Here is an 18726-nt window from a genome sequence, read left to right on the forward strand (position 1 = left end):
CGGAGCCCCCGGGCCTCGAGGTGAGAACTACAACCGAAGTTGCACAGTCAGGACTCGAGGACAACCTGAGTTGCTGAAAAGAGGGTTCGGGAGAGTGTTGCCACTCACCAGGACGGCGCTACCAGTCGGGCGCGAGTCGACCGACTGGCCTACTTTCCGTGTTCCCCTCGGGACTTTTCCATAACATCGGCAGTTTCGAGAACCGAACGGGGTTGTTTCCTGAGTGACGCCACTTGTCGATCGCCTCGCTCGCGAGTGCCTGGGCGCTCTCGAAACTCGAGCTTTTGAGCGTCGACAGGATCGTATCGATACGCAATCGCTTCGGTTCTCCCTCCTGGTCGAACTCGAGTTCGGCGCCGTGCTCGGCCAGCCACTGCTGGAACGGCGAACAGTCTTCGATGTGATCTGCCAGTCCCATCAGGTGCTGAATCCGGTCGGCGTAGCTCTCGATACCGTACTCAGCGCTTTCCACCAGGGCGCGGATTTCCTCGCGATACTTCCGCGCCCGGTAGGACACCTGGCCGTTCTCGAGGTCCAATAGATCACCTAATTCCTGAATCGCTCGGTAGATCGTCGACGGGTGTTTCCCCAGCTGCTCGGCAACCGCTTCGACACTCACACCGCCGTCGGTCGCGACCTTCTCGGCCACGTCTCGAGGCGTCTCCCCGATATCTCGAAGCGTCGTCAACAGGATGTGATCGCTGTTGGCCTCGAGGCGCGGGGTCGGGTCCGGGTAGATCTCGACGGGATCGTCTCGAGGGACGGCCTCGAAATGGTCATCTGGAACGTAGACACCGCTTCCATCCGGTGCCAGCGGAATATCATCCCAGTTCAAGAAATTGAGTAGGGTTTCCTCGATCTCCTCGACGACTTCCTGGCGGTCGGCCCATGCCCATGCCTCGCTATCGTTCATCTTCTGATTTACCAGGACTTCGACCTTCGGGTGATAGGACGGGTGATCCTTGCTCACCGCGTCGGGGTCTGCCAGCTGGTAGATCTCGAACTTCCGACCGTAGGTGTGGCCGGGGAATAGTTCGCCGACTGAGGCCGGATCGAGAACCAGCCGATTCTGGTGGTTCACTACCTCCTTGTTGTTGATTTTTAGCTCTGCAATCACCCCTTCCATATCGGTCAGGTGGTGGATCACTTTCTGCAGCACACCCGACGACGCCAGCTTTTCAGCCCATTCTCGTCGAATGCGGACGTATCGCTCGTGTGCCCACTCGCGGCTGTATTCCGGATGGGGTGACTCTCGAAAGTACCCCGGGTGGATGTGTTCGCCCGCTTCCTCGAAGATCGCTCCGTAGAACTCGGGAAGAAACTCGAGGGCGCGTTCGGGTTCAACATTCGAGGGCTGGTATTCAACGTCGACCCCATCGACTTCACCGAACTGCGATTCCCACGGGAGATTGATTTTCTCGTCCGTCTCCCAGTGGCGCATGTTCGGGAATCGTGGCGAAAGATTGAACGACGCTTTCGCTTCGCCCGGCCCACGGCCCACGATATCCCACTCATAGAGCCTCGAAGCGTTGATATTGTCTCGAGGTCGCGGCTTAAATCCGGACTTCGAATAGCTCACCTCCAGGTGCCAGGGCTCGCCGTCGACCTCGGTGGTCAACTCGAGGTAGCCGTCGAACGGCGGCCCGAGCATCACGCTCGAAAGGGCGTCGTAGGGGCCGCGTCCCCAGGTGTCCCATTTCCACCTGCCGTGACTCTCGTGCGGGGTGATCACCGGCTGGGACATCGGTTCAGGCCTCCTCCTGGTCCGAGCGGATAACCCCAGTCAGCACGCGAACCGGGTTCCACCAGGTCGCGCTGCCACACTGATAGCAGACGTGTTTGAACGAGGTGCACGCACCTGGCTCGATCGCCTCCAGGTCAACGCCGGCCTCGAGGCCGACTTCCTCGAAGCGAGCCCACCTCACATCGATTTGCTGGCACCCGGTACAGATCGCGTCGAAAGGAATCCGACCCTTGCCGTGTTTCTGGGCGGGCTCGCTCTCGAGCTCGGTACTCACTGAGAATCACCGCCGTGGAATTGGTCAGTACCCGGCTGTAGTAAGCGGGTACTCCTTGTTCTAGAACACAGATTAATTATCAGAAAAGTATTGACCAAGGAATAAGAAGAAACGATATGCAGAGACGGACCCTCTTGGCGGTGGCTAGCGGTTCTCTCCTCGGTACGGCTGGTTGCACGTACCTCGACGACGAACCAGCAGAGCCGATGTTGGATGCGATTTCCGTTCGTAATCGACACAATGAGATACAAGAAATTGATGTGAGCGTCGTTGAGAGCGGAGAAACCCGTTTTTCGGAGACGTATACTGTTGATCCTGGATCGGAGATTGTCGAGGAATCTCCTGTCGGTAGTTCCGGCCGTTATCTCGTCAGAGTCGTCGCCACTGACGGTGAGCAGGAAATCGACACAACGGAACATGTCGACGGTGATGAACGGTGTGTCATCGTTCGCTTCGAAATCGGAAGCTCGGGAGGCTTCAACCCACCGTCGGTCATTGCCTCTCAGGAATGCTGACTGAAAGGGACAGGTCACCCCATCCCGTCCCATAAATTGCTCAGTTCCGCTCGAGCAGTAACCGTTTCCACTCATCGAACCACCCCCTCGATGGGCTGGGCCGGATCGATCGTCTCGGGATCGATCACGTGATTCCAGGCGAGTTTAGCGACCTGTTTTTCCGAGCGGTTCCCGTCGACGTCGTACCACCGACCGCGGAGTAACTCATCGACCAGGCTCGCGGGCACGATCGCCCGCGCCACCTGGGGCAACCCAGGCCGGGGAACGTACACAACGAGCAGGTAGCTTCCGGCGGCCTCGAGCAGCTGGCGATGGGCTTCGTATTTGATGTAAAACCGCCCGCGAGTCGACCGCGAACCGTTACCAGTCTCGATTTGACACCCTTTGATTTCGATGGGCGTTCCTCGCTCGAGGAGGCAAATCCCGTAAAACGGCAGCTTCGTCGACGGTACCACGAGCGTCGACGTTCGGGCGTCGTGCCAGGTGGCCGTTCGATCGTCGACGAACTCGAGGGGAGCGATCTGTTGAATCAGATCACTCTCGAGGGCGTCACCGCTGGCTTTCGAACTCTCGAGTTCCGTCGCTCGAGGGCTCACAACGGACCACCTCGAGCACGGCGAACCTCTCGAGCACACTCGGGACATAGACGCCGGAGGCCGTCGACGGGTTCACCACAGCGTTCGCACTCGCTGTTTTCGACGAATCGACTCACGCCGTGTCACCTCCGTGACGACCGGGCGATGTCTCTGGGTCAGGAACTGCTACGTCGACACCGGCACCGCTCCCGCGGCACAGTCGTCGGTACGAATCGCACTCGCTACAGCGATGGGCGCGGTCACGATCGTCACCGAACACTCGAGCGAACTGCTCGCTTACGTGGGCTCCACAGTGGAGACACGTCGAGTTGGCCTCGAGGGGACCGTGACTTACCGCCACGCAGACCACCCCGTAGAACAGCCGCTATCTGTCAGGGAATGCGGGAAAAGGGGTTTATAGCTAGTGGGCCGGCGCAGATTCGAACTGCGGTTACGGCCACCCGAAGGCCGAAGGATGCCAAGCTACCCCACCGGCCCGCGTTCGACTCGAGGCCAGCGATCAGGTTAACGTTTGCGGAAACCAAAGGGTTCGACGGTCACTCGATTACGGGACCCTGGCCTCGAGCAGTTCACAAACGCCAGCAACCTGTTCGCGCATTTCCGCCAGTGTTCCCGAGTTGTCGATGGTGTGGTGGGCCACTTTCGGTGGCTCGAACTCCGATTGCAGCAGTTTGTGGATGTCGAAATCCGCATCGCTCTCGTCGCCTTCTCGAGCGTCGATTCGTCGGCGGACGACCCCTTCTGCGCACTCGACACGGACCAGTTCGAACGCGGCGTCTTCGTCCCGGGCGACCCCTCGAGCCTGCTCGCGAAGCGATTTTCGGCGAAAGGTGCCGTCGACGACGACGACGCCATCGCGTTCGAGGACCTGTGCGGCCCGCTCGAGGGTTTCGTCGTAGGTCGACCGCGTCTCAGCGGCCGTGTATTCAGGGTCTGGAAAACAGTCCTTGCGAACGACGTCGGTGCGGATCAGGTCCGCCTCGAATCGTGTAGCGAACTCGCCGGCGACGGTCGTTTTTCCGGTGCCGGGCAATCCACAGACGACGACGAGACGCTTCCGTTCGGACATAGCGGCTTACCCGATACTCTCACGGCGGGGTTTTGGTGTTTGCGCTTTGCCAGCCACGGGAAACCGAGGTCTCGAGTCGCGGTCGTACGCTCGAGCCGCTAGAAGTGAGTGTAGCCCTCGGTGTCGAACGCGTGGTGGGCGACGGTAATCGCCTGATCGGCGTGCAACCGCGTCGGGCCGAGCCGAATCCGCAGGTCGGCTCGTTCCTCGAGCAACGTGGCCTCCCGGGCGGTGAAGTCGTGGTGGTCCGAAAGGACGAATACGGGGTCTGAAAGCGCTGACAGTTCGAGTGACGGTATCGACTCGCCGTCCTCGTGGAGCTGGATGAGGGTGCCATCGACCACGTTCTCGAGGACGGTCTCGAGTCCGTATCGGTACAGTTCGACGCCGGGGCTCGCTTCCGCTGGCAGCATACCGATGGCTTCCTCGCGAACCTCGAGGGCGTTGCGAACCAGGGCGGCCGTCGAGCGTTCGTCGGGGTTCAGCCGGCGGAGGTCGGCTCCGTCGAACGTGATCGTACAGGTGTCCTGGATGACGAGGTGGACCCGGACGTCGGTTCGAATCCCGTGAGACGTGACGAACGCGGCGGTGATCGACCGGCAGATGGCGTCGAGTCGGCCGGCCCCACCGGCGAGGTCGTCGAGGGAGAACTCACCATCGAGGGGAACGTCGTGTGCGAGTAAGACGAACTGGCGCATACCGTACTCTCACAGGCTATCGTGGATACGCCTACCGGTTCCGGCCGTCGAATTCGTTCGCTATAGCGGTCTCGAGACCTGCACTCGCAGGGCCAAGGACTTGCCCCGTTGCCACCGGAGCAGCCGACATGACCACGACGTCGACGGCAGACGATCGCGCGAAGCTCCTGCAGGCGCTGGCTGGCAGCCCCTGTCACAACTGTGAGGAGGGCGTGCTCGTTCGTCAACCCTACAAGGGAAACCGATCGATCGTCTGTGACGAGTGTGGACTCCCGCAGATACAGTTACTGCCGATGCCGCGTGTCGACTGACACCGGCCATCGCCTCGTGAAAAATAGCGACGTGTCGAGGGGGTTGTCAGGGCGCGGCGCGTTGACGGGTTCGAGGATATTCGTGACCGACAACGAGTGCAACGACGTGGAGGGATAGCAGCGCCAGGAACAGGCCGAGGCGAGTCGTCGAGTTCAACCCCGTCAAAATCACCGGTAGGTATGCGAGTGGCAACAGTGCACCGAGCCAGAACGCGACGACTGTCAGGGCGTCACTGGGCTGCATGTTATCGAATGGACTCGCGGTCGACATACGATCCCTCGCGGGCGGATATCCAGGTAGTCATCAACGATTCGTTGCTCCCGTAGCGGGGGAACATGGCACACTCGTCCGGCCCGTCGTCGTTTTCGATGGTGATGCAATCGATGGGTGGGAGGGACTCCGGGCCGTCTCGAGCGTCCGATTCATCCGGGGCGTCGTGGTGGGTATCAGGTGCGGACATAGCTGGAGACCGTACTGGCCGGTCGACCGAAGACAGTCGGTTTCGGTCCAGGGTCGTCAACGTCCGACTGGGGGACTGCACTCCCCCTCGGTCTGGCGACAGCAGTGGTCATACAGTGGTCCATCAGCGGTGCCTATTGGTATTCCCTTGTTACCGATTCACACACCTCGAGTGGAACGTCTCGAGATCGGTCACGGCACTCGAGAGTCGATTCGTCGTGACTCTCTCGAAAACGTGACTGTCAGCCGCACGTAACCGGGACCTACCACCGAGAAAGGGCTGAACGAATGGGGGTAGGCAGCCGATACTCGAGGGGCTCAGAAACCGGGTTCGGGTCGCTCTCCGAGGGTCATCTCGACGGTGGTCTCGGAGCCGTCCCGAATCACGGTGAGTGAAATCGTATCGCCGGGATCAGTCTGGAGTGCGAGGAACGTCGAGAGGGCGTGGTTGTCCGGAATGGGTTCCCCGTCGATCGACCGGATGATATCACCGCCGACCGGCACCCCGCCGCCGGTCGTGTCGGTGCTCCCCTCGAGCGTGCCGTCTGCCGGGCCACCGTCGCTGACCGCGGCGACGAAGATTCCGGTGGCTTCCTCGAGGTCGTTCGCCTGAGCTATCGTCAGGTCGACGGGGATCAGTCGAATCCCCATGTGCGAGTGGCGGAACTCGCCGTGGTTGATCAGGGCCGGAATGACCCGTTCGCTGAGCGCCGCCGAGATGGCGTAGCCGATGTTTTCGCCCTGCGTGGCGTGGACGACGCCGACGACTTCACCGTTCATCCCGACCAGCGGGCCACCGCTGTTTCCCGGATTGACGGCCGCGTCAGTCTGAACTACATTGGGATACGAAAAGTCGTGCCAGGCTGGCGACACCGACCGGTTGACGCCGCTGACGATGCCCTGTGACATCGAGCCCTCGAGACCGATGGGGTTCCCGATAGCCAGCACTTCCTGACCCACGACGGGCCGTTCGTCGCTGAGTGCCAGCGGAGCAACGTTCTCGGGCACCGTATCGGGTTCGATGACGGCCAGGTCGCTGTAGAAATCGGTGCCGATGACGTCGCCACCGGTCCACTCGCCGCTGTTGTACTGCACCTGGACGTCGACATCCTCGCTGCTGAAGACCACGTGGTCGTTCGTAACGATGTACCCGCCGGGGTGGAGAAAGCCCGAGCCCTCCCCCTGTGCAGGGCCGCCGAAGCCGCCCTCTCCCCGAACCCGGACGAGCGTGACGGCGTCGACCGTCGCTTTATAGACGTCGGTATAGACAGAACCGTCAGCCGTGGGCCGGTCGTCCGTCTCGACCGATGCCGTTTCGCGCTGGTCGAACTCGATTGTGCTGGCACCGGGTTCGGCACAGCCGGCGATGGCAGCCACGCCGCTCGCCCCGGCGAGCGAGAGGAACTGCCGTCGGTTCACTCGAGAATCACTCATACCCGACTGCAAGGACCGCACACGGGTAAATCTCATCCCCTCGGAGAAACCCGAAAGGAAAACGTGTTACCGTCGGCCTCCCGATACGCGAGCATGACCGTTATCGACGTCGCCCGAAAGCTCCTGGCCGGAGGGACCATCTGTGACGCCTGTCTCGGCCGGCCCGTCGCCGACCGAAGTTTCGGGCTGACCAACGACGAACGCGGCCGGGCGCTCCGGACGACCATCGCCCTCGAGGACGACGTAGACTACGAGCCAGTGGACCCCATCGAGTGTTGGGTCTGTGATGGCTACTGTGGCACCTTCGACGCCATCGCCGACACCATCGTCGACGAACTCGAGGGACTGTCCTTCGAGACCTACCAGATCGGCACGCGTGTACCACCGCTCATCGAGGAAAACGACCGGCTGTTGCGCGAAGACGCCGACCTCGAGGAAGACGCCGGCGAGCCGATGAAACGGGAAGTCAACCGCGAGGTCGGCCGTCGCGTCGGTTCGCGAACGGGGGCAACGTTCGACCTCGAGCGGCCGGACGTTCTCATCGTCATCGACCTCGAAGCGTTCGACCCACATTCGGTGCTCGAGGAAGCCGAAGACACCGACGAGACCCGAGCGGGCTCGAGCGACGAACCGACCACTGTCACCAGCCACGCCGTCGACGTCCAGGTCAACCCGGCGTTCGTCTACGGGCGCTACCGAAAACTCGAGCGGGACATCCCCCAGACTGAGTGGCCCTGCCGGGAGTGTGGCGGCAGTGGAGTCCAGCTCGGACCTGACGGCGAGGAGCCCTGTGACCACTGTGGCGGCTCGGGCTATCTCTACGACACCAGCGTCGAACAGGTCGTTCGCCCCCACGTGGTCGAGGCGATGGACGGCGACGAGGGTACCTTCCACGGCGCGGGCCGCGAAGACGTCGACGCCCGGATGCTCGAGGGAGGCCGTCCGTTCGTCCTCGAGGTGAAACGTCCCCGTCGACGCCGGCCGAACGTCGACGCACTGGAGGAGCGAATCAACGAGGCGGCCGGCGGTGCCGTCGAAGTCGAGGGCCTGCGGCTGGCGACCTACGAGATGGTCGAGCGCGTCAAAGAACACGACGCGAGCAAGCGCTACCGGGCCGACGTGGCCTTCGGCGACCCGGTCGACGAGGCGACGTTCGCCGAGGCGCTCGAGGCCCTCGACGGCGCGACCCTCGAGCAGTACACGCCCGAGCGCGTCGACCACCGCCGAGCGAGTCTCACGCGAGAACGAACCGTCTACGATATCGACGGCGAGTTGCTCGAGCCAACGCGGGCCGAAGTCCGAGTCCACGGCGAAGGTGGGCTCTACATCAAAGAGCTCATCAGCAGCGACGGCGGCCGCACCGAGCCGAGTCTCGCCGGCTTGCTCGAGACCGACGCCGAGGTGACGGCACTGGACGTGCTCGCCGTCGAAGGTGAAGACGAACCCTTCGAACGGCCCGAGTTCTTCCGTGACACGGACGACGAGGGCGAAAGCGAAACGGCGTAGCGAAACCGCTTACTCCGCCGGCCGAAACACGTCGCTGAGCTTTTCGATAACGTCGTCGTGGTCTTCGACCTGCGTCGCGAGCGACTGCTGGGTCGTTTCGACCGACGCGTGTTCGTCCTCGAGCGTTTCGAATCGGCCCTCGAGTTCGTCGATTCGTGTCTCCAGCTGGTCCTGTCGTTGACCGACCTGTTCCTCCAGTGCGTCGTGTCGTTCTTCCACCTCTGTCTCCAGTGCGTCGTGTCGTTCTTCCACCTCTGTCTCCAGTGCGTCGTGTCGTTCTTCGATTTCAGTTTCGAGTGCGCCGAACTGTTCTTGCACATCCGCCTCGAGTGTCACAAGACGTTCTTTGACCACTTCGAGAGCCTCCTGTGTGGCCTCCGCCTGTGCAACCAGATCCTGTGCCGTCCCGTTTTCGTCGATAAATGTCTCCATCGAATCGGCATAGGCAACCAGTTTCTGTACCTGGGTTTCGAGATGCGTGAGTCGAACGACCTGACTCCGGGGTGTGTCCATCCCGAGTGCGCTTCGGAGCCGGTCACGTTGGTCGTCGTCGATCGATTTGTCCTCGAGTTCGGCGAGCAGTTGCTCGAGAGTGCCCGCCTCGGTCGACTCGGTTTTAGCTGCAGCCGCTGCCGGCTGTGCTTCGGACGATTCGACAGCCTCCGGGCCCCTTCCCGGTTGTGTCTCGGTTGACGCATTCGTTTCCGGTTTTTTCTCCTCCGTTTTCTCGCTCGTGGTTGTCCCGCCGTAAGCGACCGTCTCCTCGAAGCTGAGCTCGTCTTCAGGTCCCGCAAGTTCGCCGTCTTCTTCTAACCACTTTGCGCCAACACCCGAATCCGTAAACTCCCCCTCTGGGACATCCAGAACCGTGGCCGTCCGGACGTACGTGAGATCCTCTAGCGAGGCCGCAACGCCCTCGAGATCGTCCGTCGTCGCGATCACCGTTTCGATAACGCCTTCCTCCGTCGTGCTCTCCTCGTCCGCATCACCTGTCGTCGAGATGATCGTGCACATCGACCCGAGTCCATCGAGCAGCGCCTGCCGATCGGCCGTCGATCCGTACTCGACGAACTCGATGCGTATGCGGCCGACGGTACGAACGGATGGGTCAGGAGCCGTCGACCCCTCGCCATTGGTTGGAAGGACCTCGACGATGGTGGATTCCGTCCCAGCCCGTTCGACCGTTTCCGGCGTATCCGTTTGCAAGGAGTATCGTGTTTCGATAGTTTCCGTCGGCCCGATCGCGCCCTCGAAGGTCAGTGTCGACCCCTCGGCCGACCACGCATCGGTACGATCGTGAAGCTCGACGTCGACCGACGGTTCGATAGCCGGAAGCTGTTCAGTGAGCACCACGGTCCGTGGCTCCGGAGCGTCCGATTCGAGCTGCAAGTAGACGTCAACCCGGCCCCCGTCTTCGGTCTCGAGGTGTTTATCCAGGGAAATCTCGTCTCGATACGTCTGCCCCCCGCCTCCGTTGGTACTGTCGCCCCCCATATCATGCACATGCTACACGAGCACAATGATAAGTGTTTTGTTAGTTCAACTATTCTGAGACGATCTGCCTGATAAATCAGTAGACCGATACGCGAATCAAATCAGGGGTGACGACCGCATCGACAGCAAAGGCTATAGGTCGAGACACAGCACTCGAGTGTATGACCGGGTTTGGTGTCGACGAGGCGGGCAAAGGGCCCGTTCTCGGGTCGATGATCGCCGCCGCCGTCTTCGTGGCCGATCGGTCGATCCTCCCCGACGGCATCGCCGACTCGAAGCGGCTCTCGCCCGCTCGTCGGGAGTCACTGGCCACGACACTCCGGAAACGAGAGGGAATCGGGGTCGGCGTCGCCGAAATAACCACGGATCGAATCGACGACCCGGAGACCGACATGAACAGCCTAACCGTCGAAGCACACGCCCGCGCCCTCGAGGCAGCCGCCCGCGATAGTGATGGCGTGCCGGCCACCGCCGACATCCATTGCGACGCCTGTGATACCGACGCCGACCGATTCGCTCGCCGGGTCGCCGACGCCTGCTCGCTCGAGGTGTCGGTCGAGGCGACTCACGGCGCTGACGACGAGGACCCGCTCGTAGGAGCCGCGAGCATCATCGCGAAAGTCGAACGCGATGCCCACGTCAGTGCCCTTAGCGAGGGCTACGGCGACGTCGGGAGCGGCTATCCCTCCGACCCCACGACCCGAGCTTTCCTCGAGAACTACGTCGAAACCCACGGCGAGTTACCCCCATGTGCCCGTCGCTCGTGGTCGACGTGTGCCGACGTCCTCGCTGCCGCCGAGCAGACCAGTCTCGAGGGATTTTGAGACGGGCTCGAGGCAGTTTCCGAACCGATCCTGTCGATAGAGAGAGCCGGGGCCACGCTTTTTGATGAGCGGCGACTAACGGGCGGTATGGGATACGTCTGCCCCGTCTGTACCGCCGGTGTCGCCGACGGACGCCAACTGGCCGACCACCTTGCGGTTACCGCCTCGCTCGGCCGCAAGGACCACCGCGAGTGGCTCGAAACCCACGCTCCGGACTGGGGCGATTCGACGCGCGACGAACTCGCCGAACGGGTCACCGAGTACGCGACCGAACTGGACCTGCCGGTGTCCGACGACGCCCCCGAAGGGCCAGCCGGTCGCCCGCAGGGACCCCGCCTCGAGGACGCAATCGCCGAACAGAGTACTGGCCCAGGTCGCGGCGACCTGACCGGCGACGCACAGTCGATACTCGAGGAAGCGATGGAACTCACTCGAGAGATGGAACAGTCCGACGAGCGAGCGAAAGGTTCGGGCTCGAGCGACGACGAGTAGTTCGTGCGGGAGCTCACTCGAGGTGAGTTTCGCTTTAATTGTAAAATAAAACCAAATAGACATGAGTTTACAATCAAATCACTACAATAAGCATATTGAAACGGCTGATACATAGTGCAAGCGCATACCCGCGTCTTTAGGCGCGGGAGGAGGTCACTTCTCGAGGTAACACGGCGGTACAAACTGTTCCACACGAAGCGCACAGTCCTACGCCCCACCAGTACAAACGAAAACGCCTACCTGACCGGCGTTCGAGTCCTCGAGTATGCACACCGAGGGTTGGTTCGCCCCCGAGACAGTCGAGGAAGCCCGCGAACAGTACGAATCGGTCGGACCGGCCGCCCAGACGGTCGTCAGAGAGGTCGCCAGAGCGATGTCCTTCGACCGCGATGAGTACGCTGACCGGGTCTCGAGCGACGTCGTCGAGACGGCCAGGGATTCGCTCTTTGCGAGTTTGCTCGAGGTGCACGTCGGGACGCGCGAAGAGTACGCGTCGTGGCGGGAAGCCTACGACGGCGAGGTGATCGAACACGGGAGCGACAGCGTCGACAACGTCGCCTGGCACGCCGGGCCGGAAAACGTCGCCGTCTCCGCCACGTTCCAGTCGAAACCGGACGCGGCCGTCGGCACGCTCCGTCGGCAGGCGTTCGGCACCATCTATCGGGAGCTATTCGAGCAAGCGAGCAGCGAGGAGTGATTGGGATGAACGACGAAACGCGTATCCTTTATCGGCCCTGAGTTTCGGTATGCGTCGGCGCTACCTCCTGTTATTGCTCGTCCCCCTGGTCGTCCTGTTGGCGCTCGGAGCACTACCCAGTCTCATCGGCGGCGGTGACGTCTCCTACGTGGTCGCAACGGAAGTCGAACTCGAGAACGGATCTCCACCCAGTGAGGGCGCAACCGAGACCATCGACGCCGAGAACCTCTCCGTGAACCGGTTCCCGTACACCATGCAAGCCCTCGATGACGGCGTCTCGGAGCCCTACGAAGCGGGCCGGTTCGGCTTCGAATCGGCGTTCACGCACACGCCCTTCGACGAGTTCGGCGAGTTCGAACAGTGGAACAGCAACGCGACCGAACCCGACGCCGACGTCGCCTACGTCGAACAGAACGGAACCTACTACCGCCTCGAGATCACACCCGAAAGCGATGTCGACACCTGATGACGATGCCAGGTCGAGTCGCTCGGCAGCCGACCGAGACCCCGAGTGGCCGATCGAAGAGAGCGTCACCGAGTACGAAACCGGCTGGTACGACGGGGGCTACGACCTGGTGGAACAACCGGATGGCTCGCAAAAACGCTACTACTGGGCCGACCTCCCGCCCGCCGTCGTGGTCGTGGCCTCGACCGGCGAATCGATTCTGTTCGTCGAGCAGTACCGACCCGCCATCCGCGAGACCCACCTCGAGTTACCCGCCGGAATCGTCGAAGACGGGGAATCGTACACGAACGCCGCCGCGCGCGAACTCGAGGAAGAGACCGGCTTTCGTCCCACGAGTCTGGCCCTGTTGCAGGAGTATTGCGTGGCGACCGGGGTGCTCCGGCACGACCGCGGCGTCGTCTACGCCGAGGGACTCGAACTCGGTGAGCGCGAACTCGACAATAACGAGTTTCTCGAAGTCGTCACCGTCTCCATCGAAGACGCCCTCGAGCGTGCTCGAGAACACCCGGCAAACGACTCGACGCTGAGTGCGCTGTTACTCGCTCGAGAAGACGGGCTCTTGTGAGCACGGGAGAACGCATGACCCGCATCGCTTAACCACATCGCGTCCGAACATCGGATACCAACGATGGACGGCGAAATATCTCCGGCGGCAGTACACGAACTGCTCGAGGGCGACGACGAAACGACGGACGCACTCAGAATCGTCGATATTCGGAACGCGATGGAGTTCGAACGCGGCCACATTCCCGGCAGCGAAAACGTCCCCTTCCACGAGCTGACGGCACGAATCGACGAGTTCGAAGCGGCCGACCGGATCATCACGGTCTGCCCGCACGGCCAGGCAAGCGTCCAGGCCGCTCGGCTAATCGGCTCGTACGAGGGCAGTGCGGACGCCCGCGTCGAGAGCATGGCCGGCGGCCTCGAGGAGTGGGCCGACGCGTACGAACTCGCCTCCGGTGCGACCGAGAACGATACGACGGCTCGAGACGCGTCGGAGACGCCGTTTTAAACACACTCGAGTCGACACCAGTTTCTACAGACGCTCTCGAGAACGACGCTATCGTTGCCACTCGAGCGACGGAGTGTTCGAAAAGTCGGAAGTCCGATCAGATCATCGAAATCATGGTTAGGCGACGTTGAACCCACGGTCGCGGAGGAAGTCTTCGATTCGACCGCGATGGTTGCCTTGCAGTTCGATGTGGCCCTCTTCGACGGTGCCGCCACAGGCGAACTTCGATTTGAGGTCCGATGAGAGACTGTCCAGATCGACGTCTTTCGGGTCGAACCCTTCGATGATCGTTACCTCTTTCCCGTATCTGCGCTCGTCAATGCGGATCGTTAGTTGCTGTTGTCCCTTCGCAACGTCCTCGCAGACGCATAGCTCCTGGGGCAGCCCGCACGTGGAGCAGACTTCCGACATTACGTTCGTTCGTACGAAAGGACGATATTAAACACTATCGGGACTCCTACCGATTTCGAGCGGCGAAAGCAACACCGTCACTGCCAGAGGCGCCCCACGATAGGTGCCTCCTCTCGAGCCAGTTCCGTGACCAGATCGATCGCCTCTTTCGCCCGTTCCTCGTCGATCTCGCCGGCGTAGTGGGCGCGTTCGTGGAGTTCCACCACCCGACGGACCCGTGGGTCAACCGAGTGCGTTGCCTCGAGCGACGCCAGATACCCCCTGGGCGACTCACCGCGCTCACGCGGACGATAGGACCGCGCGAGGAGGTGCTCGAGGCGCTCGTAGGCTCGGCGAGTGTCGGTCACCGGCTCCTCGCGGAAGCCGTGCCAGTAGAGGCGCACTTCCCGGCTCACGAGGGCTGGAACGCCAGAACGGTGTGCGCCGGCAGCCAGCCCGACGAGCACCGCGAGTCCGACGAACACGTCGCCGGAACTGAACGGAATCGACGGGATGCCGGCGTCGTCATCGTCGGCCCCAGTTCCCGGTGCCGTTCCACCCCCTGGATCGATTCGCTGGTCGAACGGGTCGTCGTCGCTCCCGTTCTGGCCCGGCGTTCGATTCGCATCGGGAGTGCCGTCCGACTCGTTGTCCGAGTAGTTCCCGTCCTCGAGAGGTGCTGGCACGCCGTCGACGATGTCCTCGAGTGCGTCCGGTTCGTCCTGGATACCGTCAGCGGGGACGTCCGCACTGGCGTCCGTGTCGACGTTCGGTTCGCCGTCTGCACGTGCTTCTTCCAGTCGGTCCTGGTGCGTGTCGTCGCGGCTCTGTGGCGTCGGTTCGAACGCAACCCAGCCGTGCTCGGGGAAGTACACTTCGACCCAGGCGTGAGCGTCCAGCCCGCGGACGACGTACTCGTTATCGTCGACCTGCTGGCCGGTGGTGTAGCCCGTCACGTAGCGCGCGGGGACGCCCTCGGCTCTGAGCATCTGGGTCATCGTCGTCGCGAAGTACACGCAGTAGCCTTCGTCCATCTCGAGCAAGAACGCGTTCGCCGCGTTGCCACCGGGTCGGTCGACATCGAGGGTGTAGTCGTACTCGCTCTGGAAGTACGCCTCGATGGTTGCAGCCTTCTCGTAGGGCGTTTCGGCATCAGCTGCCTCGAGGATTTCGGCCGTTCTATCCTCGAATTCCTCGGACGTGCTCTCGGGCGTCTGGAGGTAGTACTCGGTTATCTCCTCGGGGTACTCGGTGCCCGCCGACGCAAGCGTTTCGGGGTCGTTGTGCAGGCTTGCGCTCTCGACGTTGTACATGTCGCCCTCGATGAGCGGGCCGTCAGGCATCGGCTGGCCGTGGTCGGTCACGAGCAGGGCGTCGGTCACGTCACCCTCGACGGCCGTCGGTTGGGCGGCCACCGGAATCGTGTTGCGCTGGTGTTCGATGGTGAACGTGTGGCGAGCGGTGTCGTACTCGCCAGCCGGGGGCGAGAGTCCGATATCGTCGTACGTGCCATCGGGCCCACTACGTACCCAGGCGTCGCCCGTATACCGGTCGTAGACACCCGTTCGCCAGTAGCCGGGTTCTTCGGTCACGACGCTGAACTGGACCTCCGGCGAGAGGTCGACCTGGCCGGTGATCGTCGTTCGGTCCGGATTGTCGTCGATGACGCCATCGAGCGTCCCCGGCTCGCTCTCGACGAGGAACGTCGGACTCGCCGCACCACCCGGAACGAGCGTAACGCTCAGCGAGAGAAAGACGATGACCGCAAACATGATCGCCAACACGTCAGCCTGCGCAATCGATCCATCGCGGTGGTGCAGTTCGCCGAATCCGACCGCTGAGATTCCGCCGACGACACCGACCAGCGTGACCCCCATCGAGGCATCCCCCGTCAACACCAGAAACAATAACGCGATACCGCCGGGAATCACGCTCAGCACGTAGCGTTCGCGCATGGCGAGATACCACGACAGAAACACCGGTGCCGGCACGAACGCGAGCGTCCAGATACCCGCCTCGAGCATCTGCAAGAGCTCCATCCCGGTCGCAAGCGTCACCGTATCGGAGACGAACATATCGGCCTGTGTGATCGCCGTTCCGAGCCCGTGCCCCGTCGCCTCGAGGTACGTCCAGAACCCGAGAACGCTGGCACCGAGCCCGATAGCGAGGGCCGTCCGAGGACGAATCGCGCGGGCCAGGACCGTTGCACCGAGCCCCATTCCGATCACGATGAGATACAGCGATCGGGTGCCGCCGACGACGAGCGTCACTTCGCGCAAGACGGCGACGTAGGCGGCAGTCAGGACGACCAGCCCCGACAGTGCGAGCAGTCGGAACGGTTCACCACCGACCGTCTCCGACAGGTCGACCGAGATCGTTCGTCGTCGGTTGCTCGTGCTCATGACGAACGCACCTCGTTCGAGGGAGTCTCTCCACCCTCGTGGCTGTGGTTCGGACGTTCCGTCGCTCGTCCGCCGTCGGCCACCGCTTGCGTACCCGATGACGATGATTGGGTTGACACATCGTCGGTTTGGGTGTCCTGCGAGCGAGCTGTATCGACGCCTCGAAGCCGGTCGAAGGGAATCTCGTGTTCGCCAGCCATGACGAAAATACCCGCCGCGTCCGCCTGTATCAGGACGTCGGCTTTCCGGCGTGTTCGGCCGTCTACTTCCCCGTCGCCCGCCAGCGCGAGCGCTCTGAGTAACTCGAGGTGGTGGCGTTCGCCGGTTTCGGCTTCGAGCGTGCCTTCAGAAATCGACAGCCCGACAGACACCTCCTGTCGAAGGAGATACGTGGCCACGCTCGCCAGCGCCATCGCCATCTCATCGTCTTTGCCCGGAATGCACTCTCCAGCGAGGGTAGCGGAACCGACCGAGCCATCGGCAGCGAACTCCTTGACGACGAGTTCGTCGTCGGGGCGCTTGGCCGCCGACTTCCAGTGGATGTCGCGCAAGGAGTCCCCGCGTTCGTACTCGCGTAAGTGATCGAACTCCTCGCGGTCGTACGCCCTGATCGCATCCTCGAGCAACTGCAGGTCGTGTTTGGCTCCGCCTCGGAGGTCGTACACACGTGGATAGACGACGACGCTGCCGGTCTGGTCGTATCGAAACCGTCTGGAAACGAGACCGAAAATATCGGTCACCGTCACCGTCATCGGGCCGATTGCGTGTTTCCCCCGGCCCTCGAGTTCGATCTCATACGATAGTGCCTCACCGTCGATCAGCGTCGTCTCCATCACGTTGCCACCGTCGACCGGCTTCACGCCTTCCGAAAGTCGGTCGCTGACGGTGGCCGTCGTCGCGGCCCCGACGTCGACGCCGAGTTCGACTGTGCGACGGTCGCCTGGATACCCCTCCTCGACTGGACGTCGCTGGAAGCGAGGGCGTTTCGTTCGGTAGGCCGTCACGAGCGCGCCGACGAAAACGATTACGAGCGGCGCGACCACGGCGTTGAGCGACCGCGAACCGTACTCGGCGGCCATCAGCAGACAGAACCCAATCAGGCCGAGGACGACCCAACCGCGTCTGGTCAGTTTCATGGGACGTGGACGTGCTCGAGGGCGTCCTCGACGATCGTGTCGCCGTCAGTGTCCCGACCGCTCGAGGTCGTCTTGATACGGTGGCTGAACACGTAGGGCACTTCGTGCTGAATATCGTCGGGGATGACGTAGTCCCGGTCGTCGAGGATGGCACGCGCCTGGGCGGCCCGCAAGAGGGCAATCGTCCCACGTGGGCTGGCCCCGATGTGAGTCCGCTCTCTGGTGTATTTCGCCAGTTCACTCGCATAGCGGCGAACCGGCTCTTCGACCGCGACCGTGGCCACCGTTTCCCGGGCGCGAACGATCGACTCGAGATCAGTCACTGGGTCGAGCGTCTCGATCGGGTGATGGCCGACCGTACGCGCGAGCAGTTCGGACTCTTCGTCGGTGTCCGGGTAGCCGAGCGAGAGTTTCTTCATAAATCGGTCGACCTCCGCGAACGGCAGTTCGTACGTCCGGTTCGGTTCGATGGCGTTCTGGGTCGCGATCACGACGAACGGGTCCGGCAGCGGGCGAGTCGTCCCGTCGACGGTCACCTGCGCTTCTTCCATCGCCTCGAGTAGCGCGCTCTGGGTTTTCGGCGGCGCGCGGTTGATCTCGTCGCCGAGAACCAGGTTCGCGAACACGGGCCCAGGCTGGAACTCGAATTCGCGTGTTTTCTGGTTGAACACGTTCACGCCAGTGATATCGGAAGGCAGGAGGTCGGGGGTGAACTGGACCCGGCGAAAGCTGCAGTCGACGGATCTGGCAATCGAACGAGCGAGCATGGTTTTGCCCACGCCCGGCACGTCGTCGAGCAGAACGTGTCCACGAGCCAGAATCGTCGTGAATACGTGTTCGATTTCGTCGTTGTGGCCGACAATGACCCGGCTCACGTTCTCGGTGACGGTTGCTGCCAGGTCGGCTACTGTCGAGACCGGCAACGGTTCAACGGTGTCGGCACGAGACGTCGCTTCGGTCGGCGGTGAAGGGTTGGCGTCGGTCATAGATACCTGTCCTCACGCCAGCGTAGCGGGGATACCCTGGGCGCGCGGCTGTTATGCGGTAGTGCGTGAGTGAGAAACATATGTTTTGTGTCTTTCAGCTTTAGCCGAAACCGAATCCGATCGGGCAAAGCCCCGCGAACTACCCCCGAGGGAACGGCTTCCGGTAGATGGTACAGCGTTGGTATCCATACCTCGGGTTTCGAGGGGTAAATAGCTGTAG

23 protein-coding genes and 1 tRNA gene are annotated in these 18726 nt (G+C 62.3%); 9 read left to right on the forward strand and 15 right to left on the reverse strand.

Annotated elements, in window-relative coordinates; genetic code table 11:
- Window positions 1-118: 118 nt before the first annotated feature.
- Window positions 119-1744, reverse strand: coding sequence for a DUF7845 domain-containing protein (locus tag NLK60_RS08655; RefSeq protein ID WP_254807403.1), 1626 nt, complete (start codon window positions 1742-1744; stop codon window positions 119-121).
- 4 nt (window positions 1745-1748) lie between these two features.
- Window positions 1749-2018, reverse strand: coding sequence for a hypothetical protein (locus NLK60_RS08660; protein WP_254807404.1), 270 nt, complete (start codon window positions 2016-2018; stop codon window positions 1749-1751).
- 116 nt (window positions 2019-2134) lie between these two features.
- Here NLK60_RS08660 and NLK60_RS08665 point away from each other — a divergent pair, with 116 nt between their 5' ends.
- Window positions 2135-2533 (forward strand): Ig-like domain-containing protein, encoded by a 399-nt coding sequence (locus NLK60_RS08665; protein ID WP_254807405.1) that lies wholly within the window; start codon window positions 2135-2137, stop codon window positions 2531-2533.
- Between the two features lie 71 nt (window positions 2534-2604).
- Here the strand turns inward: NLK60_RS08665 and NLK60_RS08670 are convergent, their stop codons facing one another.
- The 5 genes from NLK60_RS08670 to trmY all read right to left on the reverse strand — a co-directional run bounded on the left by NLK60_RS08670 (window position 2605) and on the right by trmY (window position 4896).
- The gene (locus tag NLK60_RS08670) at window positions 2605-3129 is read right to left on the reverse strand and encodes a PD-(D/E)XK family putative nuclease (RefSeq protein ID WP_254807406.1); all 525 of its coding nucleotides are present in this window, start codon (window positions 3127-3129) and stop codon (window positions 2605-2607) included.
- Between the two features lie 112 nt (window positions 3130-3241).
- Window positions 3242-3478, reverse strand: a complete 237-nt coding sequence (locus tag NLK60_RS08675; protein WP_254807407.1) for a DUF7563 family protein — start codon at window positions 3476-3478, stop codon at window positions 3242-3244.
- A gap of 55 nt (window positions 3479-3533) precedes the next feature.
- Window positions 3534-3606 (reverse strand) — tRNA-Pro (locus tag NLK60_RS08680).
- Between the two features lie 67 nt (window positions 3607-3673).
- The gene (locus NLK60_RS08685; RefSeq protein WP_254807408.1) at window positions 3674-4198 is read right to left on the reverse strand and encodes a P-loop nucleotide/nucleoside kinase family protein; all 525 of its coding nucleotides are present in this window, start codon (window positions 4196-4198) and stop codon (window positions 3674-3676) included.
- Between the two features lie 98 nt (window positions 4199-4296).
- Complete coding sequence (trmY, locus tag NLK60_RS08690) at window positions 4297-4896, reverse strand: tRNA (pseudouridine(54)-N(1))-methyltransferase TrmY (protein WP_254807409.1); 600 nt, start codon at window positions 4894-4896, stop codon at window positions 4297-4299.
- A 128-nt stretch (window positions 4897-5024) separates the two neighbouring features.
- Between trmY and NLK60_RS08695 the strand changes: the two genes are divergently transcribed.
- Window positions 5025-5207 carry an HVO_A0556 family zinc finger protein gene (locus NLK60_RS08695; RefSeq protein ID WP_254807410.1) on the forward strand — a complete coding sequence of 61 codons (183 nt, stop codon included), beginning with the start codon at window positions 5025-5027 and terminating at the stop codon, window positions 5205-5207.
- 46 nt (window positions 5208-5253) lie between these two features.
- Here NLK60_RS08695 and NLK60_RS08700 read toward each other — a convergent pair whose 3' ends face one another.
- The 3 genes from NLK60_RS08700 to NLK60_RS08710 all read right to left on the reverse strand — a co-directional run bounded on the left by NLK60_RS08700 (window position 5254) and on the right by NLK60_RS08710 (window position 7101).
- Window positions 5254-5478, reverse strand: a complete 225-nt coding sequence (locus NLK60_RS08700; protein ID WP_254807411.1) for a DUF8028 family protein — start codon at window positions 5476-5478, stop codon at window positions 5254-5256.
- Entirely contained in the window at window positions 5453-5668 is a 216-nt protein-coding gene (locus NLK60_RS08705; protein ID WP_254807412.1) for a DUF7511 domain-containing protein, read from the reverse strand. Before NLK60_RS08705 ends, NLK60_RS08700 begins: the two co-directional genes overlap by 26 nt.
- Before the next feature lie 317 nt (window positions 5669-5985).
- Window positions 5986-7101: a S1C family serine protease gene (locus NLK60_RS08710; RefSeq protein WP_254807413.1), complete on the reverse strand. Its 1116-nt coding sequence runs from the start codon at window positions 7099-7101 to the stop codon at window positions 5986-5988.
- 93 nt (window positions 7102-7194) lie between these two features.
- Between NLK60_RS08710 and NLK60_RS08715 the strand changes: the two genes are divergently transcribed.
- Entirely contained in the window at window positions 7195-8607 is a 1413-nt protein-coding gene (locus tag NLK60_RS08715) for a tRNA pseudouridine(54/55) synthase Pus10 (protein WP_254807414.1), read from the forward strand.
- Window positions 8608-8616: 9 nt separating this feature from the next.
- Here the strand turns inward: NLK60_RS08715 and NLK60_RS08720 are convergent, their stop codons facing one another.
- On the reverse strand, window positions 8617-10101 hold the full coding sequence (locus NLK60_RS08720) for a hypothetical protein (protein WP_254807415.1): 1485 nt from the start codon (window positions 10099-10101) through the stop codon (window positions 8617-8619).
- 161 nt (window positions 10102-10262) lie between these two features.
- Here NLK60_RS08720 and rnhB point away from each other — a divergent pair, with 161 nt between their 5' ends.
- The 6 genes from rnhB to NLK60_RS08750 all read left to right on the forward strand — a co-directional run bounded on the left by rnhB (window position 10263) and on the right by NLK60_RS08750 (window position 13592).
- The gene (gene rnhB, locus NLK60_RS08725) at window positions 10263-10925 is read left to right on the forward strand and encodes a ribonuclease HII (RefSeq protein WP_254807416.1); all 663 of its coding nucleotides are present in this window, start codon (window positions 10263-10265) and stop codon (window positions 10923-10925) included.
- Window positions 10926-11012: 87 nt separating this feature from the next.
- Complete coding sequence (locus NLK60_RS08730; protein WP_254807417.1) at window positions 11013-11417, forward strand: DUF5810 domain-containing protein; 405 nt, start codon at window positions 11013-11015, stop codon at window positions 11415-11417.
- A gap of 265 nt (window positions 11418-11682) precedes the next feature.
- A complete protein-coding gene (locus NLK60_RS08735; RefSeq protein WP_254807418.1) occupies window positions 11683-12114 on the forward strand; it encodes a DUF5809 family protein in 432 nt (143 codons plus the stop codon).
- A gap of 49 nt (window positions 12115-12163) precedes the next feature.
- Entirely contained in the window at window positions 12164-12580 is a 417-nt protein-coding gene (locus NLK60_RS08740; RefSeq protein WP_254807419.1) for a hypothetical protein, read from the forward strand.
- A complete protein-coding gene (locus tag NLK60_RS08745) occupies window positions 12567-13145 on the forward strand; it encodes an NUDIX hydrolase (protein ID WP_254807420.1) in 579 nt (192 codons plus the stop codon). The genes NLK60_RS08740 and NLK60_RS08745 overlap by 14 nt, the downstream gene beginning before the upstream one ends.
- Before the next feature lie 63 nt (window positions 13146-13208).
- Complete coding sequence (locus NLK60_RS08750; RefSeq protein WP_254807421.1) at window positions 13209-13592, forward strand: rhodanese-like domain-containing protein; 384 nt, start codon at window positions 13209-13211, stop codon at window positions 13590-13592.
- A gap of 117 nt (window positions 13593-13709) precedes the next feature.
- On the opposite strand, the gene yciH is transcribed toward NLK60_RS08750, so the two are convergent.
- The 4 genes from yciH to NLK60_RS08770 all read right to left on the reverse strand — a co-directional run bounded on the left by yciH (window position 13710) and on the right by NLK60_RS08770 (window position 18506).
- A complete protein-coding gene (gene yciH, locus NLK60_RS08755) occupies window positions 13710-14003 on the reverse strand; it encodes a stress response translation initiation inhibitor YciH (protein ID WP_254807422.1) in 294 nt (97 codons plus the stop codon).
- A 77-nt stretch (window positions 14004-14080) separates the two neighbouring features.
- Complete coding sequence (locus NLK60_RS08760; protein WP_254807423.1) at window positions 14081-16384, reverse strand: transglutaminase TgpA family protein; 2304 nt, start codon at window positions 16382-16384, stop codon at window positions 14081-14083.
- Complete coding sequence (locus NLK60_RS08765; RefSeq protein ID WP_254807424.1) at window positions 16381-17520, reverse strand: DUF58 domain-containing protein; 1140 nt, start codon at window positions 17518-17520, stop codon at window positions 16381-16383. Before NLK60_RS08765 ends, NLK60_RS08760 begins: the two co-directional genes overlap by 4 nt.
- Window positions 17517-18506: an AAA family ATPase gene (locus NLK60_RS08770; RefSeq protein WP_254807425.1), complete on the reverse strand. Its 990-nt coding sequence runs from the start codon at window positions 18504-18506 to the stop codon at window positions 17517-17519. Before NLK60_RS08770 ends, NLK60_RS08765 begins: the two co-directional genes overlap by 4 nt.
- Window positions 18507-18726: the final 220 nt, after the last annotated feature.

This window comes from Natronosalvus amylolyticus (genome assembly GCF_024298845.1).
Classification (GTDB): Archaea; Halobacteriota; Halobacteria; order Halobacteriales; family Natrialbaceae; genus Natronosalvus; species Natronosalvus amylolyticus.